This window comes from Maribacter dokdonensis DSW-8 (assembly GCF_001447995.1).
In the GTDB taxonomy this organism is placed as follows: Bacteria; Bacteroidota; Bacteroidia; order Flavobacteriales; family Flavobacteriaceae; genus Maribacter; species Maribacter dokdonensis.
This window is the reverse complement of the sequence record NZ_LDPE01000005.1, coordinates 24,921-51,103: the sequence shown is the minus strand read 5'-3', so window position 1 is coordinate 51,103 and position 26,183 is coordinate 24,921. Positions and strand designations below refer to the sequence as shown.

Sequence of the window (26,183 nt, the reverse complement as noted above, 5' to 3'; positions counted from 1 at the left end):
AGTAAAAAGTTAGTCGGTCTTAGTAGGCCGACTTTTCTTTTTGGGTGCAAAACCGTGTACCAGTTGCCCAAAAAAGCTCTTGGGCAAATCGTCATCTCCCGGATAACCTAGTCTTACATTCCCACTATCTTCGGGTATGTAATTGGTTTTAAATATATAATCCCAAAGGCTTAAACTAATTCCAAAATTTACACCATATGTTCCTGGAGGAAGTTCATAAGCATGATGGTATAAATGCATTACCGGATTGTTTAAAACATATTTTAAAGGTCCCCAAGTAATCTTAATATTAGAGTGATTAAAATGACCTATGGCTATAGCGGCAAAATGAACAATATAAGCTTGTTCCGGTTCAAAACCGCCAAGAATCATAACCCCAAATGTTTTTAAAGGTTTATAGAATATATTCTCCATCCAATGATAGCGCAAATGAGCCGCAAAGCCCATTTCCTTTACACTATGGTGCACTTGGTGAAAATTCCATAGAAATGCATATTTATGAAGCAAAACATGGGTAAACCATTGTACAAAATCCAATACGATAAAAAACAGTAATAATTGCCCCCACATAGGCCAATTAGAGATATCTATAAGTGCTAAACTATTGGCTTTAATACCTATATCTTCAAAGAAAACCCCCAGTATCTTGTAAATTCCACTTATGGCAATGGCAAACAAAAAGAAGTTGAAAAACATATAAAAGCCATCTAACCAAAAATCCTTTCTAAAAACACCTTGATTTTTTCTCCATGGAAAAACAATTTCCAATATCCAGACGATAAGTGAAATCAAAATCAATCCCCAAAAATAGTTTAGATACCATGGAACGTTGAAAATGATAGATTTCCATGTCCAACTTAACGTTCCGGTAATCGCATTTAAAAAGGCCTCTACATATGCTTCCATTGTCCTCTAACTTTTTGCAAAAATACCTTATTCATATTAATGGTGCTGTAACCAAAGTTACAATACAATTCCTTGTTTTTGGTCAATTTTGAACATGACGAATATCATACCAAAGGTGCTCAATTAATACTACTTTGGCTAGTAGTTATTTAGAATAACCATTGCCTTTGATATAGGTCTAAAAACTTAGGACAACATTACATATAACAATACATCAAAAACCATTAAAACTAATATTATGAAAAAAAATATGGGAAGCACAGACCGTTTCATCAGACTTTTTATCGCAGTAGCATTGTTGACTACGTTCTATACTGATACTGTTACCGGTACTTTAGGCTATATAATGGCAGCAGTGGCCGGTGTTTTAATCTTAACTACTTTTATAAGCTTTTGCCCGCTATATTCATTGTTAGGGATAAATACTTGTAAAATGAGAAAGTAGGGCTAATTATATTTACCATTAACTACCATACCGTTGAATAGTTTAAAAATTGTAATTGAAAATTATATCTAAATGAAACATATCAACCTTATTGAAATATAGGTTAGGGTTGTTCGGAATATTCCCATTTGCAATTTTAGAAGTAATCAATAGTTCTGGTTGTAAATGTTTTAACTTTTTAATCGTAAAGAAAACATCTAAATTAATATGGGTGTAATCTGGTAATGCGTATTTGTTCAAAGTAGCATCGGTTACGCTACCCTTCCAATGTTTTCCTATGCTTAAAATAGTTTTTAGATTTAATTCTTCATCAATTACATTAGAAGTATTTACATAGTTGAACACTAGTGCATGATTATCAGCTGAGCCTTCGCTACGTTCTCTTTTCTGAAAACTGAGCAAGTCTTCCCTACCCCACTCTCTAGGTGATAAAAATTGACCGTCCGGCAATATTCTATCGTAACCTAATGATAGTAAACCTACTTTACTTTTATACCCAATTTTTAACCCTAATATGTCCGATGAATTTTGATTGTAATACCTGAGAGAATCTATAGTATTACCACCATCACCTACCTTATTTTGATGCAGCCACTCCCCTTCTAAACTAATAGTTTTAGATACTTTAAATTTAGGTTTTATATAGACAGCATTAAAGACGTTATCCACATATTGGTTCCAAACATTTACACTAAATTCTTTTGACAGCTTAAATTCAGCATTTGCCATTAATACATAGTCAGATTCAGTATTACCACCATACCCCGATGTATTACCATAAATATTTCTACCTACGGGATAGGTACCAATACTTTCCCCTATATCAAAAAACTCTCCGGTTGACCGCGGTGCTATTTTATTTAAAACGCCCAATTGAAACTTTGCCTTTTCCGCATAAAACCGATACCAAAAACCTTGTGCCAAAGTAGGTATCATTCTGCCATCTTCGGGGTTGATCAAAGGAGTATTGATTTTCATTCGCCCCAATGCAAATGAATGATGGTTCCATGTATATTTCCCATATAATTCCCCTAGTAAGAAAACAGCATCGTTATTCAAATCTAATCTATCGAACAACCCTTCTTCGTACCTACTGATTCTGCCAGTAGCGGGATCTGGTATGGTTAAATCTTGTAACCCTAAATTCGTAGAATTATACAATGCCGCGCCTATTTCTAAATTTTCCAATAAATTATACTGATACTTTAGTTTACCTCCGGTTGCCAAAGCATTAAAGTCTTTTAACTCTCCCTTATTTGATGTCATCATATAATACGTACGCCATTGCCCTGAAAGGGTTCCTATTTTCTTTACTGCTACAGAATCCTGAGCAATAGAAAATATAGGCAAACAAATAATGAACAGATATACAAATCGCATGGGGCTACTTTGTTTTAGTAATTCCGTATTTCTCCTTGTAGAAGTCCATTATAGGTGGAAACGGTCCATATTTATGCTGCTCGGGCGTAAAATCATCTACCCAAGGACCGTAGGGTGTAGATACCGGTTTTAGCTTTTTATCGGGATAATCGTTTTCGGTATTTAGTTTATGTGGTCTGCTAAAGCTGTTAATATAGCCCGCCACATGGTATGCTTCTTCATCGGTTAGCTTAGGATTATCCCAAGTGGCTTGTACATAGGGCATGTTACTCTTTATAAATTCCGCCGACGTAATTACCCTGTGCATACCCGCTCCATCATTAAAACTATCTTCTCCCCACAATGGTGGGTACGTATAACTATTGTTATCCTCTAGACTTAAAACCCCTGCTCCATTTTCACCATGGCAAATAACACACTCTTTGGTATACACTTGCTTACCTTTTGCTAAATCTACCTTTTCATTTGGAATCTTAATTTTTGGATACCCTTTAAACTCGGCCTTTCTATCTTCAGGTAAGCCTTCGCTCAACCAATTCATATAGGCAACAATGGCCACAAGTTTATCTGAATCCGGCGGAAGCATTCTACCGTTCATACTGCGTTCCATACAACCATTAATACGGTCTTCTATAGTTCCAATTTTATTGCCCCTACCACCAAATTGGGGAAAACGTTCTAAAATTCCCACCCAAGAACCTGAACCTGCCTGGGCTCCTTTTTGTAAGTGGCAATTGGAACATGCCAAGTTGTTACCGCTATACCTATCTTCGGTTTTTGCTGCCCCAGGACCCATAAACCTTGAAGTCTCCGATATTAGGTAATATCCCTTTTTGACTTCAAAAGGCATGTTTTCTATTTCAGAAATGGGATTTTTAGGTTGCCAAACAACTTCTTCTTCCTTTCCACCTTCATTTGAAACTCCAGCGGAAGTATTGGGTTCATAGGTAAAAAGCCAAATAAAAATTAGACCTATTAATACAAACACAATTGTAAACAACCTAAAAAGTTGTTTCGCCAAAATTCGTAAATCACCCATATAAATGTAATCTAACGCTAATTTAAATAACGAATCTATAATTATTGCACCATTATGACAGTAACCCTAGTTACACTTGCGTTAAATACATTAACTTACTTTCATTACTATACAAAAATGTAGAAATTAGTACTTCTAGATTCAAACCAGTTTACAATCATTATAAATACCGAAACACATGAAAAAAGCGCTTCTTTTATTAATAACAATTATGGCAATACAACTTACTACCGCTCAGGAATGGACGACCCCGATCATAAACGGTTACGGAAAAATTAAAGAATTCAAGGACGTAGCAGTTCAACCCGATGCTTCTAAAAAATATAACATCGTTTTTGACCTTAAGGATGACCGTGAAATGCATGGTACCAATATTGGTTATTTTAAAATTGCCCGTTTAATAAACATGTTAGGCTCGGGCGGTGTTTCCGCTGACAATATAAATATTGTTGCTGCCATACATGGTGGTGCAACATTCACGGCTTTGAACGACGAAAAATATAAAGCGAAATATGAGAAAGAAAACCCTAATGCAGAGGTTATACAGCTTTTAAAGGACTACGGAGTACAATTCTATGTTTGCGCTCAAGCAACAGCTTCTAGAGGTATTGGAGCCGAAGATCTTAACCCAAATACACAACTTGGTCTTTCTGCAATGATGGTGCTGGCCAATTATCAATTAGATGGTTATATCTTAATGCCATAACCAGCGAATCATATGGATTTTTAACACTTTTCTTTTGATTTAGGTAACCTTTGTAACGTAAGAAAAACACACCGTTTCGTATCTTTATATCCATATTTAAAACAGGTGGATTATGGAAAATATAGATGCTGCAAGACTACAAATGGCGTTTACCCTTATTTTCCATATTGTGTTCGCCTGCATTGGTATGGTTATGCCATTTTTTATGGTGGTATCCCACAAAAAATGGTTGAATACACGCAATCCCATTTACCTTACACTCACAAAATCATGGCAAAAAGGTGTTGCCATTTTCTTTGTTACAGGTGCCGTATCCGGTACTGCACTTTCCTTTGAACTAGGTCTCTTGTGGCCTGAATTCATGAAACATGCAGGTCCTATTATTGGCATGCCATTTTCATTAGAGGGTGCAGCATTTTTTGTGGAGGCCGTTGCTTTAGGATTTTACCTTTACGGATGGAAAAAAATTCCTGAAACTTTTCACTGGTTCACCGGTATCATCGTAGGTATATCTGGAGTAATGTCCGGTATTTTAGTAGTTTCCGCCAATGGTTGGATGAATGCACCTTCCGGTTTTGATTACATTAATGGCGAATTCTTAAATATAAATCCGGTAAAAGCACTATTTAATCCTGCATGGTTTACCCAAGCTTTGCATATGACCTTAGCCGCTTTCACGGCTACAGGCTTTGCCGTAGCAGGTATTCATGCTTACCAAGTTTATAAAAAACGTAATGTTGAGCTTCATAAGAAAGCATTTAAAATAGCCATAACATTTGCCGCCATAGCTGCTATTCTACAGCCCTTAAGCGGAGATCTTTCTGCCAAGGATATTGCAGAAAGGCAGCCCGTTAAGTTGGCTGCTATGGAAGCGCATTACGAAACCAAAAAAGGAGCTCCGCTCTATATTGGCGGAATTGTGAATAACGAAACTCAAGAGGTCAAGTACAAGCTGGAAATTCCCAATGCCCTATCCTTTCTTGCTTTTGGTGATTTTAATGCCGAAGTAAAAGGATTAAATGATTTCCCTAAAGATGAGCAACCTAATGTTGCCATGGTCCATTACGCTTTTCAGACCATGGTGGGACTAGGCACACTTTTAATGATAGCGGGAATGCTATTTTTTGTAGCCAAGTACAAAAAGAAATCTTGGTTCAATATGCCAAAATTCTGGTTGTTGTTTGCTCTTTTAGCTCCATTGGGCTTTGTTGCCCTTGAAGCTGGTTGGATCGTTACCGAAGTTGGTAGGCAACCTTGGATCATACACAACATTATGAAAACCAAAGATGCCGTTACCCCAATGCCAGGTATTGTATTTAGTTTGTACACTTATATAGCTGTATATACCATATTGACCATTGCGGTAACATGGTTAATGGCAAGGCAAATTAAATTCTTGAACAGTGTTAAAACCAATGAAGCATGATCTACGTTGTACTAGCCTTTCTTGCCATTTCTTTATTGCTCTACGTTTTACTGGCAGGAGCAGATTTTGGCGCGGGAATCATTGAGTTGTTCTCCTCTAAAGAAAACCAAGCTATCAATAAGAAGACCGTCTACCAAGTAATGGGTCCGGTTTGGGAGGCCAACCATATTTGGATTATTATTTTAATCGTGATTCTATGGATTGCCTTCCCCCATTACTACAACATTTTAGTGCTCGCACTACATATTCCATTGACCCTGGTGTTATTGGGTATAACCCTTAGAGGTGTTGCCTTTGTATTTCGATATTATGATGCCTATAAAGACAGTTCTCAAATTTTATATGATTGGATGTTTAAAACCTCTAGTCTAGTTACCCCAATATTCTTAGGCCTTACCATGGGCGGCGTGGTCAGTGGAGACATTATTAATCCATCACAAATGGAAAACCATAGTTTTTTGGAAGTTTATGTACACTCTTGGTTCAATATTTTTTCCATTTTAACGGGATTCTTTTATGCAGCCCTTTGTGCTTTCTTGGCATCGGTATTTCTAATTGGCGAGGTAGATGACACCAGTAAATCCATGTACATGAGAAAAGCCTCTATAGCAACTATAGTAGTAGTTTCTTTGGGTTTTATAACATTGGCATATGGGTATTTGTCAGGTATCGCTTTTGTTGTAGATTTCATTAGTAACATCTGGTCTATCTCTGCCATTATAGTTTCCGGCATTTTATTGTTTCCGCTATGGAAAAGTATTAAATCCGGTAGAAGAATCATTTCTAGGGCATTGGCAGGCATTCAAATATTCTTTATTCTATTTGCGGCTACTATTACTCATTTTCCAAAAATACTTTTCACTACCACAGGTAGCATCAGCATTTATGATCAACCTGTTCCTGATAGTGTTATGAACGTTTTGGGCATTTCTTTACTTGTAGGCGGTGTCTTAATTATTCCGGGGCTTTTCCATTTACTCAAATCTTTTAAATTGATCAAACTCTTAGAGCGCTAACTTGTGTAACATTGGTTACCAAGCAAGTGTTTTAAATTCTATTTCTTTGCGTTTCAAAATATGACTATGAATTTGATTTACGATCCTTGGCCATGGTATGTGGCCGGACCTTTAATTGCCTTAACCATGTTTGTACTGCTGTACATAGGCAAACAATTTGGCATGTCTTCTAACCTTAGAACCATGTGTTCAATTGGTGGAGCGGCAAAATATTCCGATTTCTTTAAGTTCGATTGGAAAGCGCAACGATGGAATCTAATTGTTGTTCTTGGTGCTGTTATTGGCGGATTTATCGCTTCTCAATTTATGTCCAACAATACGGTAAAAATAAATCCTGAAGTTGCACAACAACTTTCAACGGATTACGGAATTGAAAGCGCGGGTGAAGCTTATTTACCTACGGAGCTTTTTGCCTCTGAAAACTTAACTGATCCATTTGTACTTGCCGTGCTAATTTTAGGCGGATTCATGGTTGGTTTTGGTGCGCGTTATGCGGGTGGTTGTACCAGTGGTCACGCTATATCCGGACTAAGTAATTTACAGTTGCCTTCTTTAATTGCCGTGATTGGTTTCTTTATTGGCGGCTTGGTTATGATTCACCTTTTATTCCCACTAATTTTTAGTTAACATGAAGTATTTAAGTTATTTGACCATAGGTATATTTTTCGGCATCATCATGTATAAATCTGAAGCTGCTTCGTGGTTTCGTATTTATGAAATGTTTCAGTTTGGCTCTTTCCATATGTATGGCATTATTGGCTCTGCACTTGTTCTAGGGGTAGTTGGCGTTCAGATTATAAAAAGAAATAACATCAAAGCCATTGGAGGAAAAGAAATGAACTTGCATCCCAAAAGAAAAGGTGTGACCAATTATTTGATCGGTGGTATCATATTCGGTTTAGGATGGGCGTTGGCAGGTGCTTGTCCTGGTCCTATGTATGTTTTGGTAGGTGCTGGTTACTCTTCTATCTTAATCGTAATTGCAAGTGCTATTCTAGGTACTTTCGTTTACGGTTTGCTAAAGGACAAACTACCGCATTAAAACTAATTTAACTTTAGGCGGATAATTTTGGTGATAACCACAACCATCCAATCCCCAGTAAAAAAAGGATATAAAAAAATAGTAGCGATATAGGACGGTTCACCATAACTGTCCTATTTTCTTTTATTGCATTGCCAAACTGTTTTGTATTCGCTTCTCTTTTATGAGATGCACTTAAAGATTTCCAATCATCGGCATCATAAACGTAATAGGAAAATTGAGTGGTACTGTCGCCTACTACTTCCAAAGTATTCCACCCTGCTTTCTTCGGATATGTAGTACCCGAATATTTAAAAGATACGCTTGCATCTTGTAGCAATGGAATACGTTTTTCTTCAGTATTTATTATCTGAAAATCTTCCAAACCGGCACGTAATACAAAAGAGAAAGGCTCGCCCACTTTTGGCAATTCCGTTTGCGATTGCCATGCTACCGCCTGTTCTTTTCGTTGTACGATTTTATCTAAAATTTGAGTCCAAATGCTTTTATAGGCTTGATCCTTTCCCTGCAACAATAATTGATAACTATTTAACAGTGTTGTGGTTGCAACTCTACCCAAGCCCAATTGCTTGTAATACGATAATTTTCCAAGTTCATTTGAATCTATAGCATTCACAGCGAATGTTTCATTAAATGTAAATGGATATTTTTCTATGTTAACGGTACTATTGGGCAATTGCACCTCATTTACGCCATCGCTTTTAAAACTAAAATAAGGCATTGCTATACCAAGTTTAAACAGCAGTTCGGTTGGTTGAATAAACAAGCCTAATCCGTTTTCACGTATCCTATGTTCAAAGCGATTTTTTACCGTTTTTCCGAAATTGAAATAGGTTTCGGTATCTGTAATAACCACATTGAACTTACTTAAGCTTCCCTCGGTAAATTGATAAATTGGCGATGCTTTGGTATTAAAATACTCGAACTTATACTTGCCTTTTGTCAACTGACTACGAACCGTAACTTCATACCCCTGATCCGCTAAAAAATTCTTGAGGTATTTTGTTTCAAATGTTGGAAAAGTGTTTACGATCAACACACGAATAGGTTCTTTTTTACGAATTGTAATTGGGAGCGGATTCGACGCTAACACCTTGCCCACACTATCTTTTTCGGATAATCGAAAAATAAAATCACCACTTACTTTTGGTACTGTTTTTAAAGAGAAATTTTGCGAACTCTTGTCTTTTAAAAGTATAGAATCCAAACCATTACCTCGCGAATCTTGCAATACTAAAATGGAACCTGGCTTCGGTTTAGCATAAGTTCCGTTTAGCTTTAAATCATCCCCTAAAACAAGATGGTCATTAAACTTTACCTTGGTAATTCCTGGCGTAATTTCGTTAGCTAAATAACTTGTTGGAATACTATCGAACTTATAAAAATCATAGGGTGCTACTCCATCGCCAATAACAAGCAGACTTGTGAGCGAATCTAAAGCCCTACGAACCGATTGCTTGTGATTATATTCTAATACTTGAATCCCCTCATAAATAGCCTCTAAACTATCTTGTTGTGCCGTTTGGTAGCCCTCTGTTAAAAGTAGTCCTTGCTTGTGCTGTACTTCTACTTCTTTGCTAGGTTCTAAAATAATTAAAATTAAGGCGAACAGCGTTATAAATGCAACTATAGCATTTAAAGTAAACCTGCCCTTGTTTCGAGTTTGCCATTCCTTAAAAATAAATGCAGCAAATAACAATATACCACCTGAAATAATAGGTAGTAGCAATTCTTTCTGTACAAACGAAATTCCATCAATCATACACTTCCAATTGTTTTAGAAATAGTGAATTGATTTCGTCTCTGTACACTTTTTCAGATCCGGGCACCTGCGGGGTACTTGGCAAAGCCAGTAACAATCCTTTTTGAACTAATCGGTAATTTTCAAGGGTTCTTCCTGTGTTGTTCTCTATACTTTTTAAGCCTTGCAAGACCTGCAAATATTTACCAGGGTTGTCTATTGCCAATTGTGCCAGCTCATTGCCTGCAGCGGTAAAGAGTATAGTATCATCCTCTTTAAACTCCTGTTCGCCTTGCACCAACTGTTCCAAACGGCTAACTGCGTTTTCAATGGCTTCAAAAGGTAGATCTGCACTAGTAGTTTCGTTCTTACTATAATTTTTAATGTCCTTTATTTTACCGGTAAGTCGGCTATCTTCCTTAATCGGTGGTGGATCAAAACCTATGCGATGCACATAAATACGGGCACTGTTTTTAATTTCTTGAATATATTTTAAAGCCTCGTATTGAAACGGTAATGACTTCTCCGGTTCATACAATCGCAAATGTAATTCGGCATCCCACATGATACTTAACGCCTTTCTTAATTTGGTTTTTAACGATTCTTCAAACAAGGTAGATTCTTCTGGATCATCATGATTATGAAGGTAATCATGTAAAGGGTCTTCTGGTTCTTCGCTTGTTTCTTCATGTTCGTGCCCATGCTGTTCTACCAAGTTATGCTCGTTATCACCATCATGGTCATGCATAAATTCTTTTAGTATATTTTCTTGATCTTCAGCATGATCATGGTCTTCACCTTCTTCATGACTTTCGATCACGGCAGGTGCTTCTTCCATCTCAGATTCATCGCCCATAAACTGTCCGTACTTTAAACGCAGCGCTTTTTGGTCAAACCCCAATTCATTACTTCTCGATTTAAATTCTTGAATTGAAATGCTGGGTTTATCCTTTATTAATTTCTCAGTGTCAATAATCAATTGTCGCTGACTTCTAAAATAATCGGGCATTTGGTCTACGCCTAAAGTTCCTTCTACACCAAATTGCTCTCCCACAGTATCTTTGATTACTGCAAAATACGTTTCGCTACGTACCACATTACGTTTCGGCTGTTTTTCATCAAAGGCTTCTATATAAAAATAAAGCTCATCGCCGCCTTCCATTTTCAAGGCATTCAGATCTAGTGTTTTGGTGGCTCGTATAGATTTGGTTCCTTTTGAAATGGCTTCCTTAAAATTCAATTTTTCTTCCCTAAACTTTACAGACTCTCCCGTTCCTTTACTTACCGTTGCAATAATATAGCTTTCATCAATTCCAAAATCATCTGTAATGGTACTTTGCAGTTCTACCAATTTTTTATCGGAAAAATCAAAATAGGTGTATTGCTCCAATCCTAAAATCTCTATTTCTGGCGGATTATCCGCTACAGCCTCCAAAGAAAATAAATCGGATGTAAACTCTGTTCCTTCTTCATTTTGAAATTTGAAACTATAAAAACCTGATGCTGTTAAAGGCAATTGCACTTGATAACCTGTTTCTGATTTTTGCATGGGCTTTAACTCGCCCATCACATCTAATACCGGTGCTACAACTGTGGCATCAAATTGTAACCTCCATTGAATTTTAGCTCCGGCAACAGCCTTTATATTTGGGTCTGCTGTAGTCTTACTCCCCAATCTTGTGTACGATGGATAAATAACCCGTATTTCCTGCTTTTCAATTGCCGGTATACTGCTTTTAACTTGTATACTATCCGTTGCCACAAATTGAATTTGCCCGGTATTTTTCGGATTGTTCAATACCTCATTAACGCCATTAAAAACACTTAACTTATGAAATATAAAACCAAGAGCTATACAGCCGAACATCACTAAAAAAGCTTGTTTTAAAGCGTTCGGCGGAGTTATAGCACCTAATTTTTGTGTCAATACTTCCGATACTTTATAGCGCTGTAGCTTGGCTAAATTGGATAAATTGTCCTCTGTTTGTAACAGCAGTCCCGTACTAAAGGATGCTTCTGAAACGTGAGCATCTATATATGAACTGGTAGCGTTCAAATTATGCTTCCAAGGCTTTTTTATGAAGACAAAAAATAATAAGCTAATAATAAATAATGCCAAGCCAAACCATACAGTTTCAGTAATAAAATAGCATAGCACGGCAATGCCCAAGGCATACAGAACAGCCTCGGCGTATGACAATAACTGCCATCGCTTTTGAAATTTGACTAAATGCAACTTACCCTGCTCCATCACTGTTTGCGTTTATATGCTACAAAGCGTTCTACCAATAACAATACTAGAAGTATAAACCATAAGTACGGATTCACATGCTGACTTGCCAATTGCTTTTCGTATTTCTTAGTATCAATAACTGTGGTTTCCAATTCTGCCGCAGTTACCGAACGATGATCTACCTCAGCTATAAATTTTTCAACTTCACCATTGATATCCAGCATTTGCAACAATTGCTCCGTTAATCGCTCCGTTACCGCATTCTCTGAGTTTATGCGTTTGGTCAAATAGAACATATGCTCGGCTACACCGGAAATTATCATTGATTTTGATAGCGCATCCTCTTTAAAAGCTAGTAACTTTTTAGTCGTTTTAGGAGCAGGTTTTGCACTCAGCCAGATCATCGCATCTACTTCTTTGTTCGATACTACTTCAGTATCTAAGCTAGATTGCACCTGAATCTCCCTATCCGAATAAATGGAAAGTGCCTTTAACGCTGCTTCTATAAATGTCTTATCATTCTGTAAACTATCGGTATAATGAAGAGCTATTTTAATGGGTTTCTGAACATACAAAGGAATTTTCTTAGACGGATTCGTTCCTGCAATTACTAAGCTATACCCATTATTGCTAAGCGTAAATTCATCGCCTAAGTTGATATTTTTTTTGCTGACTTTGGTGTCAAACGGAGTACTCTTTCCGGAAAATAATTGTAAACCGTTCTTCTTTTTATAGGCTAATAATGGTGTCTCTTTCGCTAATGCGGAATCAATGACTACCCAATGCATCTTATGCTTGGTTTCTGGTCTGGCTCCTTTTAATCCCTTTGCAAAACCCTTGGTAAAGACAACAATACTATCGGTATGCAGGGCATCCATTTCAGATGTCAAAGCCCAATAATCAGGTAAGAAATGCTGCGTAGTTATGTCTTGTTCATTTTCCTTTAACGGTAAGCCTTTTTGCAACCGTCTAATTTCTTGATCATCGCTTATTTCATTGAAGCGAGACATAAAACCAGTATGCTGTACCAGCTCTGGTTCAATAATATAGGTCAGGGATGTAGTACTCACTTTTGAATGCCATTGTGGTTTTGCCATCAACAATACCAATAGCGAAATGATGCCTATGCGTAATACCAACAACCACCATTCATTCAATTGAATACTGCTAGATTGTTTTGATTTTGATTCTGATAACCACTGTACGCTACCAATTTTTATGGTTTTTGCTTCCTTTTTACTCCATAAATGGATGGCTATGGGAACCAGAAGTCCCAATAAAGCCCATAGATATGAAGGATGTGCAAATGACATACTAACCGATTCTTTTTCGTTGTTTTAAAAATAACTGAAGCGCTTCGCCCAAAGGTGCATCCATTCTAAACACATGATGGTCTATTCCGTTAGACAGCAATTCTTCTTTTATACATTTCAATCTGTTTTCAAGAGCAATCAAGTATTCGGTTTTTGCCTGCTGCGTATCTACCTTTATTCTTGCCCCAGTTTCCCAATCCTCAAAGGTGATATTAGCACCGTAATTGAAATCCATTTCCGCAGCACCCATAATTTGCAAAACCACCACCTCGTTCTTGGCAGATTTTAGTCCCTTTATAAATTTTGAAATCTCTTCACCGGTTTCATACATATCCGTCAAGAAAAAAATTAGCTCCTTCCCTCCTCTGTTCGGAATGCGTTTGTTTGAAATATGGGCTGCCGGCCACTTTCCAGTGTTTGAGAGTTTAATCAACTCTAAAAGCAACCTGTTGTAATGCTTTTTATCCGCTTTAGGATATATGCTAACTGCATCTTTTTCATTTAAAGCGAATAAGCCCACGGCATCACCTTGCTTATGCGCCAAATACGCTAAGGTAGCCACCAACACGCGAACAAAATCCACCTTTGACAATTCGGTTTCTTTGTGCAACATAGATGCACTGGTATCTACAATAAACTTAATGATTACCTGACTCTCAATTTCTGACTGTTTGATGTAATACCTGCCCGATCGTGCCAACATTTTCCAATCCAACAGCCGTAAATCGTCACCGGGCTCATAACCTCTGTACTGACTAAATTCCATTCCAGGACCCACACTGGCACTTCTATTTAAACCCGCCGTAAAGCCCTCTACCACAATGCGCGATATTAAGGAAAGTCCCTCAACTGTATTGATGACCTCTGGTTTTAATAAATCTTGATAGTCCTGTTTTGCCATAAACTCGATAATCGAGAGTTATTATTTACCTCTTAGTTGAATGGCACTCAGTAAATGGGTTGCCACATTATCAGACGTAATGCCTTCCGCTTCTGCCCTGAAATTCACTAAAACCCTATGTCTAAGTACGGGCAATGCCACTGCTTTAATATCATCTAATGTTACCGCTAACCTACCTTCTAACAAGGCATTAGCCTTTGCCGTTAAAATCATAGCTTGACCAGCACGCGGACCTGCACCCCAATCTACCCAGTCTTTTACATACGCATCGGTCGTGGTTTCTGGGCGGGTTGCCCTGATGATATCACTCACAAAACTGATGAGCGCATCACTGATCGATACCTCTCTTACCAGCTGCTGTAAACGCACGATATCATCACCCGATATTACTCGGTTCAATTTCTTTTTAAAAGTACCCGTTGTCGCTTTTAAAATAGCTTCTTCATCTTGCTGTGTTGGATATCCTATTTTTATGTACAACAAGAATCTGTCTTGCTGTGCTTCGGGTAAAACAAATGTTCCTGATTGTTCTATTGGGTTTTGTGTAGCCAGAATAAAGAATGGCTTATCTAACGGATAGGTTTTATCTCCGTAAGTTACCTCAAACTCCTGCATAGCTTCCAACAATGCAGCTTGTGTTTTTGGTGGTGTACGGTTAATTTCATCCGCAAGGATAATATTAGAGAAAATAGGACCCTTATTAAACTTAAAGAACTTTTTGCCCGTAGTATGGTCTTCTTCTAAAATCTCTGTCCCAATAATATCCGAAGGCATTAGATCCGGCGTAAACTGTATTCTTTTAAACTTTAAATCGATGGCATTTGCCAAAGTCCTGATCATTAGTGTTTTTGCCAAACCGGGAACCCCTTCTAACAATGCATGACCACCGGCTAAAAACGTGATTAGTAATTGTGATACGGTTTCTTCTTGCCCAATAATCACTTTCCCGATTTCTTGCTTTAAGGCACTTAATTTACCGGAAAGCATTTCTACCTCATCTGCAATGCGTTGTAATTCTTTATCCATTCAAAAATATGTTTATGAGGTTAGGGCATACATGACAATGTTGACCCCAAACCGTGTATTGTCTATTTTGTACCAACGTTTGTTTCTAAAATCATAATCCCACTCGCAACCGTAATCCTTATTACTGTACAGCACTCCTATTCTACCATTGATGACTATTGCCTTTAAATAATCATGCACCAAATCATCGCCCCAGCCGTTCAGCTCTTGCGATGTGGTGGGCGGACCGTCTTCAAAATCAAAGAACATGGTATAGATTTCATGGTCATTGGGTATTTTTTTTAATTCGGACGGACCAAATATTTCTTCCATTTGTCGCTCGAAAGATTTTGCAAACAAGCCGTCTATATCATGATTGCAGTCATCGGCAAAAACAAAGCCTCCGTTGCGCACATACTTCTCAAAATTCTCTTTTTCCTTTTTAGTGAACTCCACCAACTTATGACCTGAGATATAGCAAAACGGACTCTTAAAAATATCATCGCTTGCCAAGGTGATTATCTTTTCTTGCGTATCTACTTTCAAGGTGGTGTACTCAACCAATGAGTTCAACAGATTGGATGGCATGCGCTGATCCACATCCCAGTCGCCGGACTCATACTGTAATCTCGTAAAGAAAAATTCGTTGCTCAAGGGCAAATAATTAGTGTTTTTATTCCGCTTGAAAAAAGAAAACTGGCTGATGTGAAATGTCACAATCAACCAGTTTATAGTGCTTTATGATGCCTTAAACCGCATCTGAAAGACTGGTAAACGTAAAGTCGCGCACCTTCATATAGGGTATTAAATTACCGTTGATACGTACTTGTTTTCCAAGCGTTTCTAAATTGTTCAGCATGATGATCGGACTCTCATTAAACCTGAAGTTTTTTACAGGATATTTAATTTCACCGTTTTCAATGTAAAACGTTCCGTCTCTGGTAAGTCCCGTATATAACAAGGTCTGTGGATCTACGCTACGGATGTACCATAAACGTGTTACCAAAATTCCTTTTTTAGTGCTCTTGATCAAATCCTCTAAACTGGCATCGCCACCAGCCATAATTGCGTTCGACGGAAAAGGAACTGGCTCCACACCTTTTTCCTTTGCCCAAAAACGGTCATACGCCAAATTTTTAACCACTCCGTTTTCAATCCAACTTGTCTTTTTTATAGGTTGCCCCTCTCCGTTCCAAGTAGCTGTAGGTACTTCTGGGTGCAATGGGTCTGAATAAATATTGACGCGCTCATCCACTATTTTCTCCCCAATCTTATTTTTACCTTCAGGAGCGGACATAAAGCTTCTTCCCTCATCTGCAGAACGCGCATTTAAAGAACGAAACATGTTACGTAATAAATCTGCCGAAGCTGCTGGCTCTAATATCACCGTATATTTCCCTGGCTCAATTGCTTTCGCCTCTCTTGAAAGTACTGCTTTATCAATTGCGGTCTTTGCAGCTTCTTCAGCATCGAACTTATCTACATCGTTAAAATCTCTTGTTACCCAACCAGAACCGGTACCGTCATTGGTACGCATGGTTACTGTAAACTCTAAATCTGTAGATTGATTGTAAGCGAATAACCCCTTAGAGTTGATCATAGCGCTAAAACCTGCCGAATCATTTAAAAATCCTGCTGCGGTAACATCTTTTGCAGCTGCAGGTACAATACTGCTACTGGCTACTTCTGCTCTATACTCCGGCGTTATGTTTGCTGTTGACTCGCTATATGTGATTGATTCATCATACTCTTGCGGACCTAAAGGCTCCATAAACTCCGGATTCTCAGGAGAAAGTTGTGCCAACTCCTCAGCCCTTCTCACTACTTTTTCCAATGATGCATCATCGAACTCATCAATAGTTGCCGTACCTGATTTTTTACCGAAGCTAGACTGTACCGCCAAGCTTTGGTTAGAACTGTACCCCGATGTAGATACTGTATTTCTTGCATATCTTATATTACCACTATTATACCCGCTTAAATTAATCTCGCAGGTATCAGCTTTGGAAAAGCTCAATGCCTTCTCCAATATTTTTCTTGCTTCTTCTTTTGTATAAATTGCCATTGTTGTTCTTTTTAGAGTGAAACAATTAAATGTTTCTACCTGTGTTAATTACGTTTACATCATTGAACCTGGCAGTAGAACTACCATGAGATACAGCGCTCACCTGAGAAGGCTGCCCTTTACCATCGAAGAACGTACCGAACAAACGGTAATCATCCTTATCGCAAATCTTAACACATGAATTCCAAAATTCTTGGGTGTTACTTTGGTAGGCTACATCTTCTAACATACCTACAATTTCACCATTTTTAATCTCGTAAAAAACAGTACCACCAAACTGGAAATTATAACGTTGCTGATCAATTGAGTAAGAACCTCTACCAGCAATATAAATACCTTTTTCTACATCCTTTATCATTTCGGCAATAGAGTACTTTTCTTTACCTGGCTCTAATGATACGTTTGGCATACGCTGAAACTGAACATCGTCCCAACTTTGTGCATAGCAACAACCGTGAGATTCCTCTTCCCCGATCATATGTGCTTGGTCACGTATGGCTTGGAAATTTGTCAATACGCCGTTTCGTACCAAATCCCACTTTTTTGCTTTCACACCTTCATCATCATAACCTACAGCGCCTAAAGAACCCACTTGGGTCTTATCCGCAACAAGGTTTACAATGTCGCTACCATATTTAAAGTTGCCCGATTTTAATTTATCCAATGAGGCAAAACTTGTACCTGCATAGTTAGCTTCATAACCCAATACACGGTCCAATTCCAATGGGTGACCCACAGACTCATGTATTGTTAACCCAAGGTGATTCGGTTCTAAAACCAAATCGTACTTACCGGCATCAACAGATTTTGCCGTTAATTTTTCTCTTGCCTGTTTTGCTGCGATAGTGGCATCTTCTACCATGTCATAGCTGTTTCTATATAAACGCAATCCAGCAGGACCATCAATTTTCTCAGATTCCAATCCGTCTAAATACTCATAGCCCATACCTACGGGAGCACTCATATTCTCCCTAGTCTTAAAAGTACCGGCAGCCTTGTCTACAGCAGTTACTCGGAGTGTTGGCCACAAGCGGTGAATATCCTGATCAATATAAGAACCGTCCGTTGAAGCAAAGTACTTTTGTTCGTTGACCATAAATAAGGCAGAGTTCACAAAGTTTGCTCCGTTATCCAAAGCAGCGGCATTTGCACTTAGCAAAAGATCTACCTTTTCCGAAACCGGAACTTCCTTAAAATCCTTTTTGATCGGTGTCTTCCAAGACACCTCTCCGTATGCGTTTACGGGAGCCAACTTCACCGGTTCTTTTTGAATTTTAGAGTTAGCTTTTGCTATGGCAACTGCCTGCTCCGTCGCTTTTTTAATACCATCTTCGGTAACACTATTGGTAGAGGCAAAACCCCATGTACCGTTAGCGATTACACGTATACCTATACCGAAAGATTCTGTATTGACCACGTTTTGAACTTTGTCTTCCCTAGTGAATACATACTGATTTAAATACCTGCCAATACGGGCATCTGCATAGGTAGCGCCTAATGATTTGGCAGTATTTAAGGCAACATCTGCCATTCGTTTTTTCACCAAGGCATCCATACCTGGTTCCAGTAACGCCTCTGTAGGGATGTCGTTACCTAGCAATAATGATGGCATCATCAATGCTCCGGCACCCAACCCGGCGTACTGTACAAAATCTCTTCTTTTCATGTGTTAGTTTTATAGTGTTTCAATGTTGTTAGCGTTGTTCTTTGAGAAAACAACTATTTCTAACTTAATCATATGAAAATTGAACTACCTTATTGAGTTCTTCTCGCGATTGAGCTAGAAATATTTTTAACTGAATTATTCGTGCTCCCTAAAAATAGTTAGGCTTTAGATACAATTATGTTAACCTTAACATAAAATATAACTTTTAATGCTGCTTTTGAGAATTATATAAAAATGGGGTGGTGATTTTTTGTACTTCGGAAGAATATTTAAAAAGGTAATTAGTGTTCTTTTTTAAATGCAAAAGTAAAGTGTAGAAAATTATTCTCTGTATCCATTTTTCTTTAAGATTTTTCCATTTACATACTGATTTATCAATTTATTACCATGTTTATCATAACAAACCTCCTGCCCATCTTTTTTCTTACCAGAATATTGACAGCTGTAAATTAGTTCTTCCTTTTCAAACTGTTCAACCAAGATCTTTTTCCCGTTTTGGTCATAGCTTGTTATTTGAGTCCATTTACCCGATTTTGGATAATAATATTCTTTTTCTTTTGACCAAGGCTTATATCGGTTATAATTGGTTTGATAAATCAATCTTCTGTTTGAACCTTTTATATATTGATAATCATATAAAATTATTCCATCATTATACACTTCTTCAAAATAAACTTCATCTTTTTTTCTTTTTAACTGCACAACTCCAGTAAACCGAACGTTGCCTGAATACTTATAGACCAAGTCATTTTCAATGTAAACCTCTTTCATATCTAATGTATCTTGTGAATAAACATTTTGAAAAATTAAAAAGAATAAGAAAACATAAAATGTATTGTAAAAATTCATTGTGATTCCTGAAATTGAAATAGTATTTATTAAAATAATCCCCCTACCTATGCATCTTATCTAAAATCTCAATAATCTCGGTTTTTTTGCGGACAGATACAGGTACGTTTTCTCCATTCTTCAACATTAAATAACCACCATCTGTTTTGATATAGGCACTGATGCATTGTAGGTTGACCAAGTGACTTTGGTGTACACGAACAAAATCGTGACTGCTTAATAAATCGGCAAAGTATTTTAGGGTCTTTGTTACGAATATCTTGCGTTTATCTTGAAGGTGGAAAATGGTGTTATTACTATCGGATTCACACCGAATGATATCGTCTAGACTGACAATGATAATTTGATCTAGTGTATGTAACGATATCTTATTCGGCTTTTTCTCCGGAGCCTCAATAGTTTCCTTTAAAATCTGCAAACGCTCGTTATTAGGCTGTAACTGCTCTTTTGCCCTTGCAATTGCCAAACTTAAATCTTCGTTGGAATAGGGTTTTAATACATAGTCGATTGCGGCAAATTTAAAGGCACGTATAGCAAACTCATCACTCGCGGTTACAAATATGATCTTCGATTTTAAATCTGGAAAAATCTCTAAAATATCAAAGCCTGTACCGTCACCTAACATGATATCTAAAAACAGAATATCGGGCTGATTTTTACGCAGTACTTTGGCAGCTTCCACTACACTCTGCGCCGTGGCGATAATTTCAATTTCTGGGTGCTGCGTCTCAATATCCCTTTTTAAAAGGGTTAAGGCGTCAATCATATCTTCTACTATTATCGCTGTATGCATAGGTGTTTAATAATCTGTTAGTAAGGGTATTTTAAAGGCAATCTTGGTACCTTCAACGCTACCATCTTCATTTTTTATTTCACTGATATGCAAGGTGTTTTTACCTGCAATGGATTCCAATCTTTCTTTGGTAACGGTCAATGCCATTGATTGATGGTCCGTTTTTACCTTTTCGTTCTGCGATTTAAAAATACCCAATCCGTTATCAATAATACTACAATGTAAATGAGTTTTTGAAGTCGTGAAGCCTATTTCCAATTTCCCTTCCTTTTCTCCTTTTAATATTCCGTGACGTATAGCATTCTCCACAAATGGCTGAATAAGCATGGGCGGTATCAATATTTCTTCGGCATCGGGAGTGGTTTTAACTTTTATCGAGTATTCAAAAGGCTTTTGCGCCATTAACTGTTCTACCTCTATGTAGTGTTTTAATGCTTTTATTTCTTGGTCTAGACCGATATGCTCTTTTCTTGAATTTTGTAGTGTTTCCCGTAACAGTATGGCAAAACTATTTATGGTAGCATCCATCTTATCTGGTTTGGTGCCTGCCATTGCCTTTACACCATTTAAAACATTAAAAATGAAATGCGGATTCATTTGTAACTGAAGCGCTTTTTGCTCTAAGGTCAACAAATAGTTTTGTGTTTTCAAGCGTTCCTGTTCCGCCCTATTTTTTGCCTTTATCTTACGTATATACCACCAACCAAAGCCTAATAACAGTACCACCGCCAATGCCAAAACCGACCATTGAAACCAGTCTTTTTGGTAAAGCGGACTATCAATAAAAAAACGGAATGCTATAGGTTCACTTTCTTGCCATCTGTAATTTCTGGATTGTACCGAAAAGGTATGTGCGCCATACGCCAAACCTGCAAAATTTTGCTTATTCTCCTTTACCCAAGGGCTCCACTCATTATCATCTAACCGAGTTCTATACGCTACTTCGTTTGGGTGATCAACATCTACCGTTCTAAAGGAAAAACCCAACTGGGTTTGATCGGGAGTTAATTGTAATACCTTGCTCGTATTCGTCCAATCTTTTAAGATCAAGGAATCAATGCTTTTATACCGCTCTTCTACTCCCGTAAAATATACTTTTGGTGCAGCCGCTGTTTTTTTACTTTCACTGGGGATATGTTTGGTCAACCCATAAATAGCACCAAACCACAAATTGCCATCCTCATCTTTATCGACCGCATTTAAGCAGGTTTCTATACCTAAGAATCCGTCGTTTCTACCAAAATGATAGATATCTACAATTTCGTTCGTTGCACTAAGTTCTATTTTATCTACACCGCGTTCAGAACCTGCCCACAGGTTGCCTTGATCATCAAAAATAAGCTGATATATGTTATTGGACGATAAGCGTTTACTCCCCTTTAGCTGCTGAAAATTTACCGGATTCGAACTGTTGGCATACCAAATTCCCTTACCTGAAGTTCCCAAGAAAATAGTATCATCATGAAACAAAATGGAACCGATTGCAGTTTGTTCTTCCAAGCCTGTTTCTACAGTTGTCACTTTATTATTTTCTATATACCCTAAATGACCCTTTTGGGTTGCGTACCAAAGTTTACCATCGGCAGCTTTTACCATGCTTTTTATGAGCATATCTGTAATACCATCTCTACTAGAAAAGGTTTTGGCAATGAACATGCTATCTTTATCTGAATAGTACTTGAATTTCACGATACCATGGGCATAGGTTGCCGCCCATATGTAATCATCGTCTGCAATTACGGTTCTAACCCAATCGGAAGGAAATCCTTTGCTTTCATCAATGATATGATTTGCCGTGCGCTCTACCGAAACGGTATCCATTTGTATGAAGTAATTTTCGCTCGATGAAAACACCAAACTGTCAACCATCTTGGTCTCTCTAAAAAGCAAGCCTCTATTATCTGACCCTGCCCAAATATTGCCTTTGGTATCACTAGTTATGGTCTTGATTTTTACATCAAAAAAGGTACTCTCGTTTGGCAATGGGTGAATGCCTTCGGAATCAATTTTCGCCAAGCCTTTTTCCGAAGTGGAAAACCATATTCCGTCCGGAGCGTTATGTACCGCATAAATGCGATTACCCTTTAAGCCTGTTCCTTGATCATAATGTTTAAAATTGTTCTGAAAATACTTGTAGAATCCGCCACCTGATGTAGCGATCCAAATATTGCCGTTATCGTCATTTATGACCTTTCTTATGTGTGGTGTTGCCAAACCACTGGCAGTATTCAATCTTTTTATTTCTGAAAATGTTGTGGTCTCTACAATGGTAACTCCCTCATTATCTGTAGTTATCCACAACTCATCTTCATTTTGAATTGACATGGAATTTATACGTGAGGGCTCCGGCATTAAAAAGCGATTATCAGTTGTAGCCTTATCGATTATAAAGACACCATCATCAAAAGTTGCTGCAATGATGTGGTTGTTATGTGCTATGACCGACTTGAAATTATTCTTCTCAACTTTTATAATTTCGGTAGCGTTGTTACCCAATTCTTTTAACTTCCACAAAGCTTTGTTGCTCGCAAGCCAGTAATAATTTCCATCAAAAAAAACCGAATTGATTTCACTATTATCAATTTCTGAATTGAAATTAACCTTGCTTATTAGCTTATTTTTGCTGTAGGTATAGAGTCCATTTTTAGTCGCTAAATACAACTGACCATCAACTGGAAAAAATTGAAGTATTTGCGGAGCTTCTAGATTAACAAAGTTGTTTTTTACCTTTATGGAAAGTCCCTTTTTTGTTCCAATAAACAAGGAGTCGTTAACGGTGTAAAGTGCATCTATATAATTAGAAAGCAAGCCATCACTTTCATTCCATACTTCAAAAATTTCTCCGTCAAAATTTGCCAGTCCGCCACCTTGAGTCCCTAGCCACAAGTAGCCCATATCATCTTGTACAATATCATATACCTGTGATTGCGGTAAACCATCTGCAATGGTATATGACCGTAGCTGACTGTTTTGCGCAAATAATGGTATTGTTCCAAAACAACAGCAAACAATCAAAAAGTATTTAATAATCAGATTCAAAAAAAACGGATTTCCTTTATGTATTAAACTAACGCCAATGCTACTATAATATTTGATAAAGCGAACGGTCTTCTACCGACACATTTTGGTACTCATTAGCACCATTAGACTGCAAAATAGGTGCCAATACGCACAGTACCGTAGTTTTTCCTTTTATAATTAGCGTATTACCATTTACCGAACTTCTCCAACGAAATTTTTCTATCGGAATTTGCAAGGCAAACAATACCTCCGCCATTTCTGGGGATTCTGAAACCCAATCCATGATAGCTTCCTTATCTGCCAATTTAGGCATATCGTTGCTGTTGTCAAAAGTAAATTCCCATTCTACCGGAATATTAAATTTAAAACTATAAGCCTCACCAAATGAAGACTCTTGTCTAGTGGTTAAAGCAGTTAACCAATCTATATGTACATTTGGGTAGTTTTCTCTAAATTCTTGGGATAGAAATGCTGGTCCTTTAGACTCTGCCGTTGGGTAATACCCATAGTAAGGTTTTGCCAAATAATGTTCTGCATATTTACCCCCAAATACATTAAAATAGGGCGATGCACTTACTTGGTCTGCCTTAAAAACATCCTTCAATTCTGTTAGCAATGCTTTGTTTTCGCCCAATCCACATGAATGAAAAATAATCTTGGTATTGCCCGTATATTCTTTGCAAATGCTTTCTATGTTATACTCCTTAACTGCATGTTCTAAACTCTTTACGGTAATGCGTTCGCCATTTTCCTTAATTCTCATGGACATTCCTAACCAGGCATTGCTATGGCTTACTACGTGAATTTCTTTAAAGATAACTTGGTTTTCCCCTGCTTTGTTGATGTAAGCGATTATCTCATTGATGGTATGCAAACCCTCTACAATAGGCATTCCCTGTTTTTGAAAATACTGTTTTGCATTGCTGTAATAGGTATTGTCACTCTCATCAAAACCAGCTATAAATACGATAGATTCTTGAATGCTTATGTTCGGTAAAGCAAGTGCCGTTTCCGACTGTTGCGAAAACGGCTTCTTGCCACCAAGCATTAGCACACTCACCAATACGATAATAAAACACTTGTTCATCATTTCTTTATTTTAAAAGTCTATACTTACTACGGCATTGTCTTCTATTTCACGGTTTTCTTGCTTTTTTATTAGCTTAGAACCGTTCCATATATACGGCGTAGTAATGAATTCTACATTGTTTTGAGCCAAAGCATCATCTAAGGATTTTATGTTCTTTGTAATCGTTGTTTTTAACAAAATGGTACTCTTAACTCCTTGCATATCCGAAGGAAAAACAAAATGTTCTGTCTTTAAATAATTGCTATCTGCATAGTCAATTAAACTTGCTACTTTCTTAAACCTTCCATTGTTCCAAAACACATAGCTTTTACCTACTTGGTAACCGGTATCCGCATCGGCTAAATCTACTGTAATCACATCTTCTACATTGAACAAACCAAGACTACCGTGGTTTTCAATATGAGCCGGTATAGCAGACAAACTATCTAACACCATTTTATCTAATTGCTGACCGTTTTTAAAGGCACGTAATTGGTATTTCACCTCCGTAATACCTGCTTCGTTTGTTGTACTGCTTTCATAACCGTACACAAACTTCACCTGGTTGTCCGCAATACTACCAAAGGATTTCTGCGCTATCATTCCGCCCCAAACCCATCCGGTCTGGTCTCCTGTGGTTACTCTATACCAATGGCTTTTGATACCGTCTATTTCTTTGGAATACAGACTCTTTTCCCACAACACCATTTTAGTACCAATATTTAACAAGGTTACTTTTTTACTGCGTACCGATGGCTTTTCGCGAAGAAATACCTTGTGTGCCAATAAATACTCATAGGTTAATTCTTCGGCTGGAATTTCTTTATCCATAATTTCAAATTCTACTTGTTCAACACTTTGCGCAAATAAATTTGCAACTACAAATAAGCAAATGAACAGGACACTTTTCTTTACATTTTTCATGATTTTAAATTTTAAGGGTTATTACTAATTAATTGCTGTTATAGCATCTTCTGTATCAAAATCATCGTCGTTCCAAGCAATGCTTCTTAGCACTTTTATGTCTTTGATCGTATATGTTTCCGTGTATTGTAATGCGGCTCTTAGAATAGTTCCTTCCTTGCCAAAAGACTGGTTAGGAAATATGTAATGTATGTCTGAAATAGGTTCGTAGGCATATTCATTTTTTATGCTTGGTAGGGCAATGACCCCATCTTCACTAAGCAAATAATAGAACTCTTCTGTACTTGAGCAACATGCATTATACTCAAGGGTTATTTTCAAAATTTCGGTGATTCCTTCTAATGCCGGTTCTTGTAAAACCGAGATTCTTATTTCATCTAACAAACCAAAATCTGCAATATTCAATGTGGCAATAGTCTTCTCTGGATTTTTGGTTTCAATGAGATCTACCGCCCAGGTGTCTTCTTCCTCTTGCCCAACGGTTCTTTGGTTAGTAACATCGTAGGTATTGGTTAGTTTAAACTCTTGTGCATTAGTGGCACAAACACAAATTACGAACGCAAAAAAGATGAATTTTCTCATGATAATTATTTTAGTTGTTTTCTTTCTACACTACTAAATTACTACGGAGTCAGGGCTTTTA

At 37.5% G+C, this 26,183-nt stretch carries 23 protein-coding genes; 6 read left to right on the top strand and 17 right to left on the bottom strand.

Annotated elements, in window-relative coordinates; genetic code table 11:
* Nucleotides 1–9: 9 nt before the first annotated feature.
* Nucleotides 10–906: a sterol desaturase family protein gene (locus I600_RS15950; RefSeq protein WP_058105564.1), complete on the bottom strand. Its 897-nt coding sequence runs from the start codon at nucleotides 904–906 to the stop codon at nucleotides 10–12.
* Between the two features lie 238 nt (nucleotides 907–1,144).
* On the opposite strand from I600_RS15950, the gene I600_RS19010 reads away from it, so the two are divergent.
* A complete protein-coding gene (locus I600_RS19010) occupies nucleotides 1,145–1,351 on the top strand; it encodes a YgaP family membrane protein (RefSeq protein ID WP_071342453.1) in 207 nt (68 codons plus the stop codon).
* A 42-nt stretch (nucleotides 1,352–1,393) separates the two neighbouring features.
* Here I600_RS19010 and I600_RS15945 read toward each other — a convergent pair whose 3' ends face one another.
* Both I600_RS15945 and I600_RS15940 read right to left on the bottom strand, forming a co-directional pair.
* Entirely contained in the window at nucleotides 1,394–2,731 is a 1,338-nt protein-coding gene (locus I600_RS15945) for an OprD family outer membrane porin (RefSeq protein WP_157490921.1), read from the bottom strand.
* 4 nt (nucleotides 2,732–2,735) lie between these two features.
* On the bottom strand, nucleotides 2,736–3,770 hold the full coding sequence (locus I600_RS15940; protein WP_058105562.1) for a c-type cytochrome: 1,035 nt from the start codon (nucleotides 3,768–3,770) through the stop codon (nucleotides 2,736–2,738).
* A gap of 178 nt (nucleotides 3,771–3,948) precedes the next feature.
* Here I600_RS15940 and I600_RS15935 point away from each other — a divergent pair, with 178 nt between their 5' ends.
* The 5 genes from I600_RS15935 (at nucleotide 3,949) to I600_RS15915 (ending at nucleotide 7,960) form a co-directional block, all read left to right on the top strand.
* Nucleotides 3,949–4,476, top strand: coding sequence for a DsrE family protein (locus I600_RS15935; protein ID WP_058105561.1), 528 nt, complete (start codon nucleotides 3,949–3,951; stop codon nucleotides 4,474–4,476).
* A gap of 112 nt (nucleotides 4,477–4,588) precedes the next feature.
* On the top strand, nucleotides 4,589–5,902 hold the full coding sequence (locus tag I600_RS15930) for a cytochrome ubiquinol oxidase subunit I (RefSeq protein ID WP_058105560.1): 1,314 nt from the start codon (nucleotides 4,589–4,591) through the stop codon (nucleotides 5,900–5,902).
* Entirely contained in the window at nucleotides 5,899–6,918 is a 1,020-nt protein-coding gene (locus tag I600_RS15925) for a cytochrome d ubiquinol oxidase subunit II (protein WP_058105559.1), read from the top strand. The genes I600_RS15930 and I600_RS15925 overlap by 4 nt, the downstream gene beginning before the upstream one ends.
* Nucleotides 6,919–6,984: 66 nt before the next feature.
* On the top strand, nucleotides 6,985–7,545 hold the full coding sequence (locus I600_RS15920) for a YeeE/YedE family protein (protein WP_058105558.1): 561 nt from the start codon (nucleotides 6,985–6,987) through the stop codon (nucleotides 7,543–7,545).
* A 1-nt stretch (nucleotide 7,546) separates the two neighbouring features.
* Nucleotides 7,547–7,960: a DUF6691 family protein gene (locus tag I600_RS15915; RefSeq protein WP_058105557.1), complete on the top strand. Its 414-nt coding sequence runs from the start codon at nucleotides 7,547–7,549 to the stop codon at nucleotides 7,958–7,960.
* Between the two features lie 13 nt (nucleotides 7,961–7,973).
* Here I600_RS15915 and I600_RS15910 read toward each other — a convergent pair whose 3' ends face one another.
* The 14 genes from I600_RS15910 to I600_RS15845 form a co-directional block, all read right to left on the bottom strand.
* Entirely contained in the window at nucleotides 7,974–9,722 is a 1,749-nt protein-coding gene (locus I600_RS15910; protein WP_058105556.1) for a hypothetical protein, read from the bottom strand.
* On the bottom strand, nucleotides 9,715–11,952 hold the full coding sequence (locus I600_RS15905) for a hypothetical protein (RefSeq protein ID WP_058105555.1): 2,238 nt from the start codon (nucleotides 11,950–11,952) through the stop codon (nucleotides 9,715–9,717). The genes I600_RS15910 and I600_RS15905 overlap by 8 nt, the downstream gene beginning before the upstream one ends.
* Entirely contained in the window at nucleotides 11,952–13,247 is a 1,296-nt protein-coding gene (locus I600_RS15900) for a BatA domain-containing protein (RefSeq protein ID WP_058105554.1), read from the bottom strand. The genes I600_RS15905 and I600_RS15900 overlap by 1 nt, the downstream gene beginning before the upstream one ends.
* 1 nt (nucleotide 13,248) lies before the next feature.
* On the bottom strand, nucleotides 13,249–14,148 hold the full coding sequence (locus I600_RS15895) for a DUF58 domain-containing protein (RefSeq protein WP_058105553.1): 900 nt from the start codon (nucleotides 14,146–14,148) through the stop codon (nucleotides 13,249–13,251).
* Between the two features lie 21 nt (nucleotides 14,149–14,169).
* On the bottom strand, nucleotides 14,170–15,174 hold the full coding sequence (locus tag I600_RS15890; protein ID WP_058105552.1) for an AAA family ATPase: 1,005 nt from the start codon (nucleotides 15,172–15,174) through the stop codon (nucleotides 14,170–14,172).
* A 12-nt stretch (nucleotides 15,175–15,186) separates the two neighbouring features.
* The gene (locus I600_RS15885; RefSeq protein ID WP_058105551.1) at nucleotides 15,187–15,807 is read right to left on the bottom strand and encodes a DUF4159 domain-containing protein; all 621 of its coding nucleotides are present in this window, start codon (nucleotides 15,805–15,807) and stop codon (nucleotides 15,187–15,189) included.
* 94 nt (nucleotides 15,808–15,901) lie between these two features.
* Entirely contained in the window at nucleotides 15,902–17,218 is a 1,317-nt protein-coding gene (locus I600_RS15880; protein WP_058105550.1) for a TldD/PmbA family protein, read from the bottom strand.
* 25 nt (nucleotides 17,219–17,243) lie between these two features.
* Entirely contained in the window at nucleotides 17,244–18,884 is a 1,641-nt protein-coding gene (locus I600_RS15875; protein ID WP_058105549.1) for a TldD/PmbA family protein, read from the bottom strand.
* A gap of 321 nt (nucleotides 18,885–19,205) precedes the next feature.
* A complete protein-coding gene (locus tag I600_RS15870; protein WP_157490919.1) occupies nucleotides 19,206–19,655 on the bottom strand; it encodes a hypothetical protein in 450 nt (149 codons plus the stop codon).
* Nucleotides 19,656–19,776: 121 nt separating this feature from the next.
* Nucleotides 19,777–20,526: a LytR/AlgR family response regulator transcription factor gene (locus I600_RS15865; RefSeq protein WP_058105547.1), complete on the bottom strand. Its 750-nt coding sequence runs from the start codon at nucleotides 20,524–20,526 to the stop codon at nucleotides 19,777–19,779.
* A gap of 6 nt (nucleotides 20,527–20,532) precedes the next feature.
* On the bottom strand, nucleotides 20,533–23,565 hold the full coding sequence (locus tag I600_RS15860) for a sensor histidine kinase (protein ID WP_157490918.1): 3,033 nt from the start codon (nucleotides 23,563–23,565) through the stop codon (nucleotides 20,533–20,535).
* Between the two features lie 43 nt (nucleotides 23,566–23,608).
* Nucleotides 23,609–24,637: a hypothetical protein gene (locus I600_RS15855; RefSeq protein WP_157490917.1), complete on the bottom strand. Its 1,029-nt coding sequence runs from the start codon at nucleotides 24,635–24,637 to the stop codon at nucleotides 23,609–23,611.
* 9 nt (nucleotides 24,638–24,646) lie between these two features.
* On the bottom strand, nucleotides 24,647–25,540 hold the full coding sequence (locus I600_RS15850; protein ID WP_058105544.1) for an SH3 domain-containing protein: 894 nt from the start codon (nucleotides 25,538–25,540) through the stop codon (nucleotides 24,647–24,649).
* Between the two features lie 24 nt (nucleotides 25,541–25,564).
* Complete coding sequence (locus I600_RS15845) at nucleotides 25,565–26,122, bottom strand: hypothetical protein (RefSeq protein ID WP_058105543.1); 558 nt, start codon at nucleotides 26,120–26,122, stop codon at nucleotides 25,565–25,567.
* Nucleotides 26,123–26,183 lie beyond the last annotated feature (61 nt).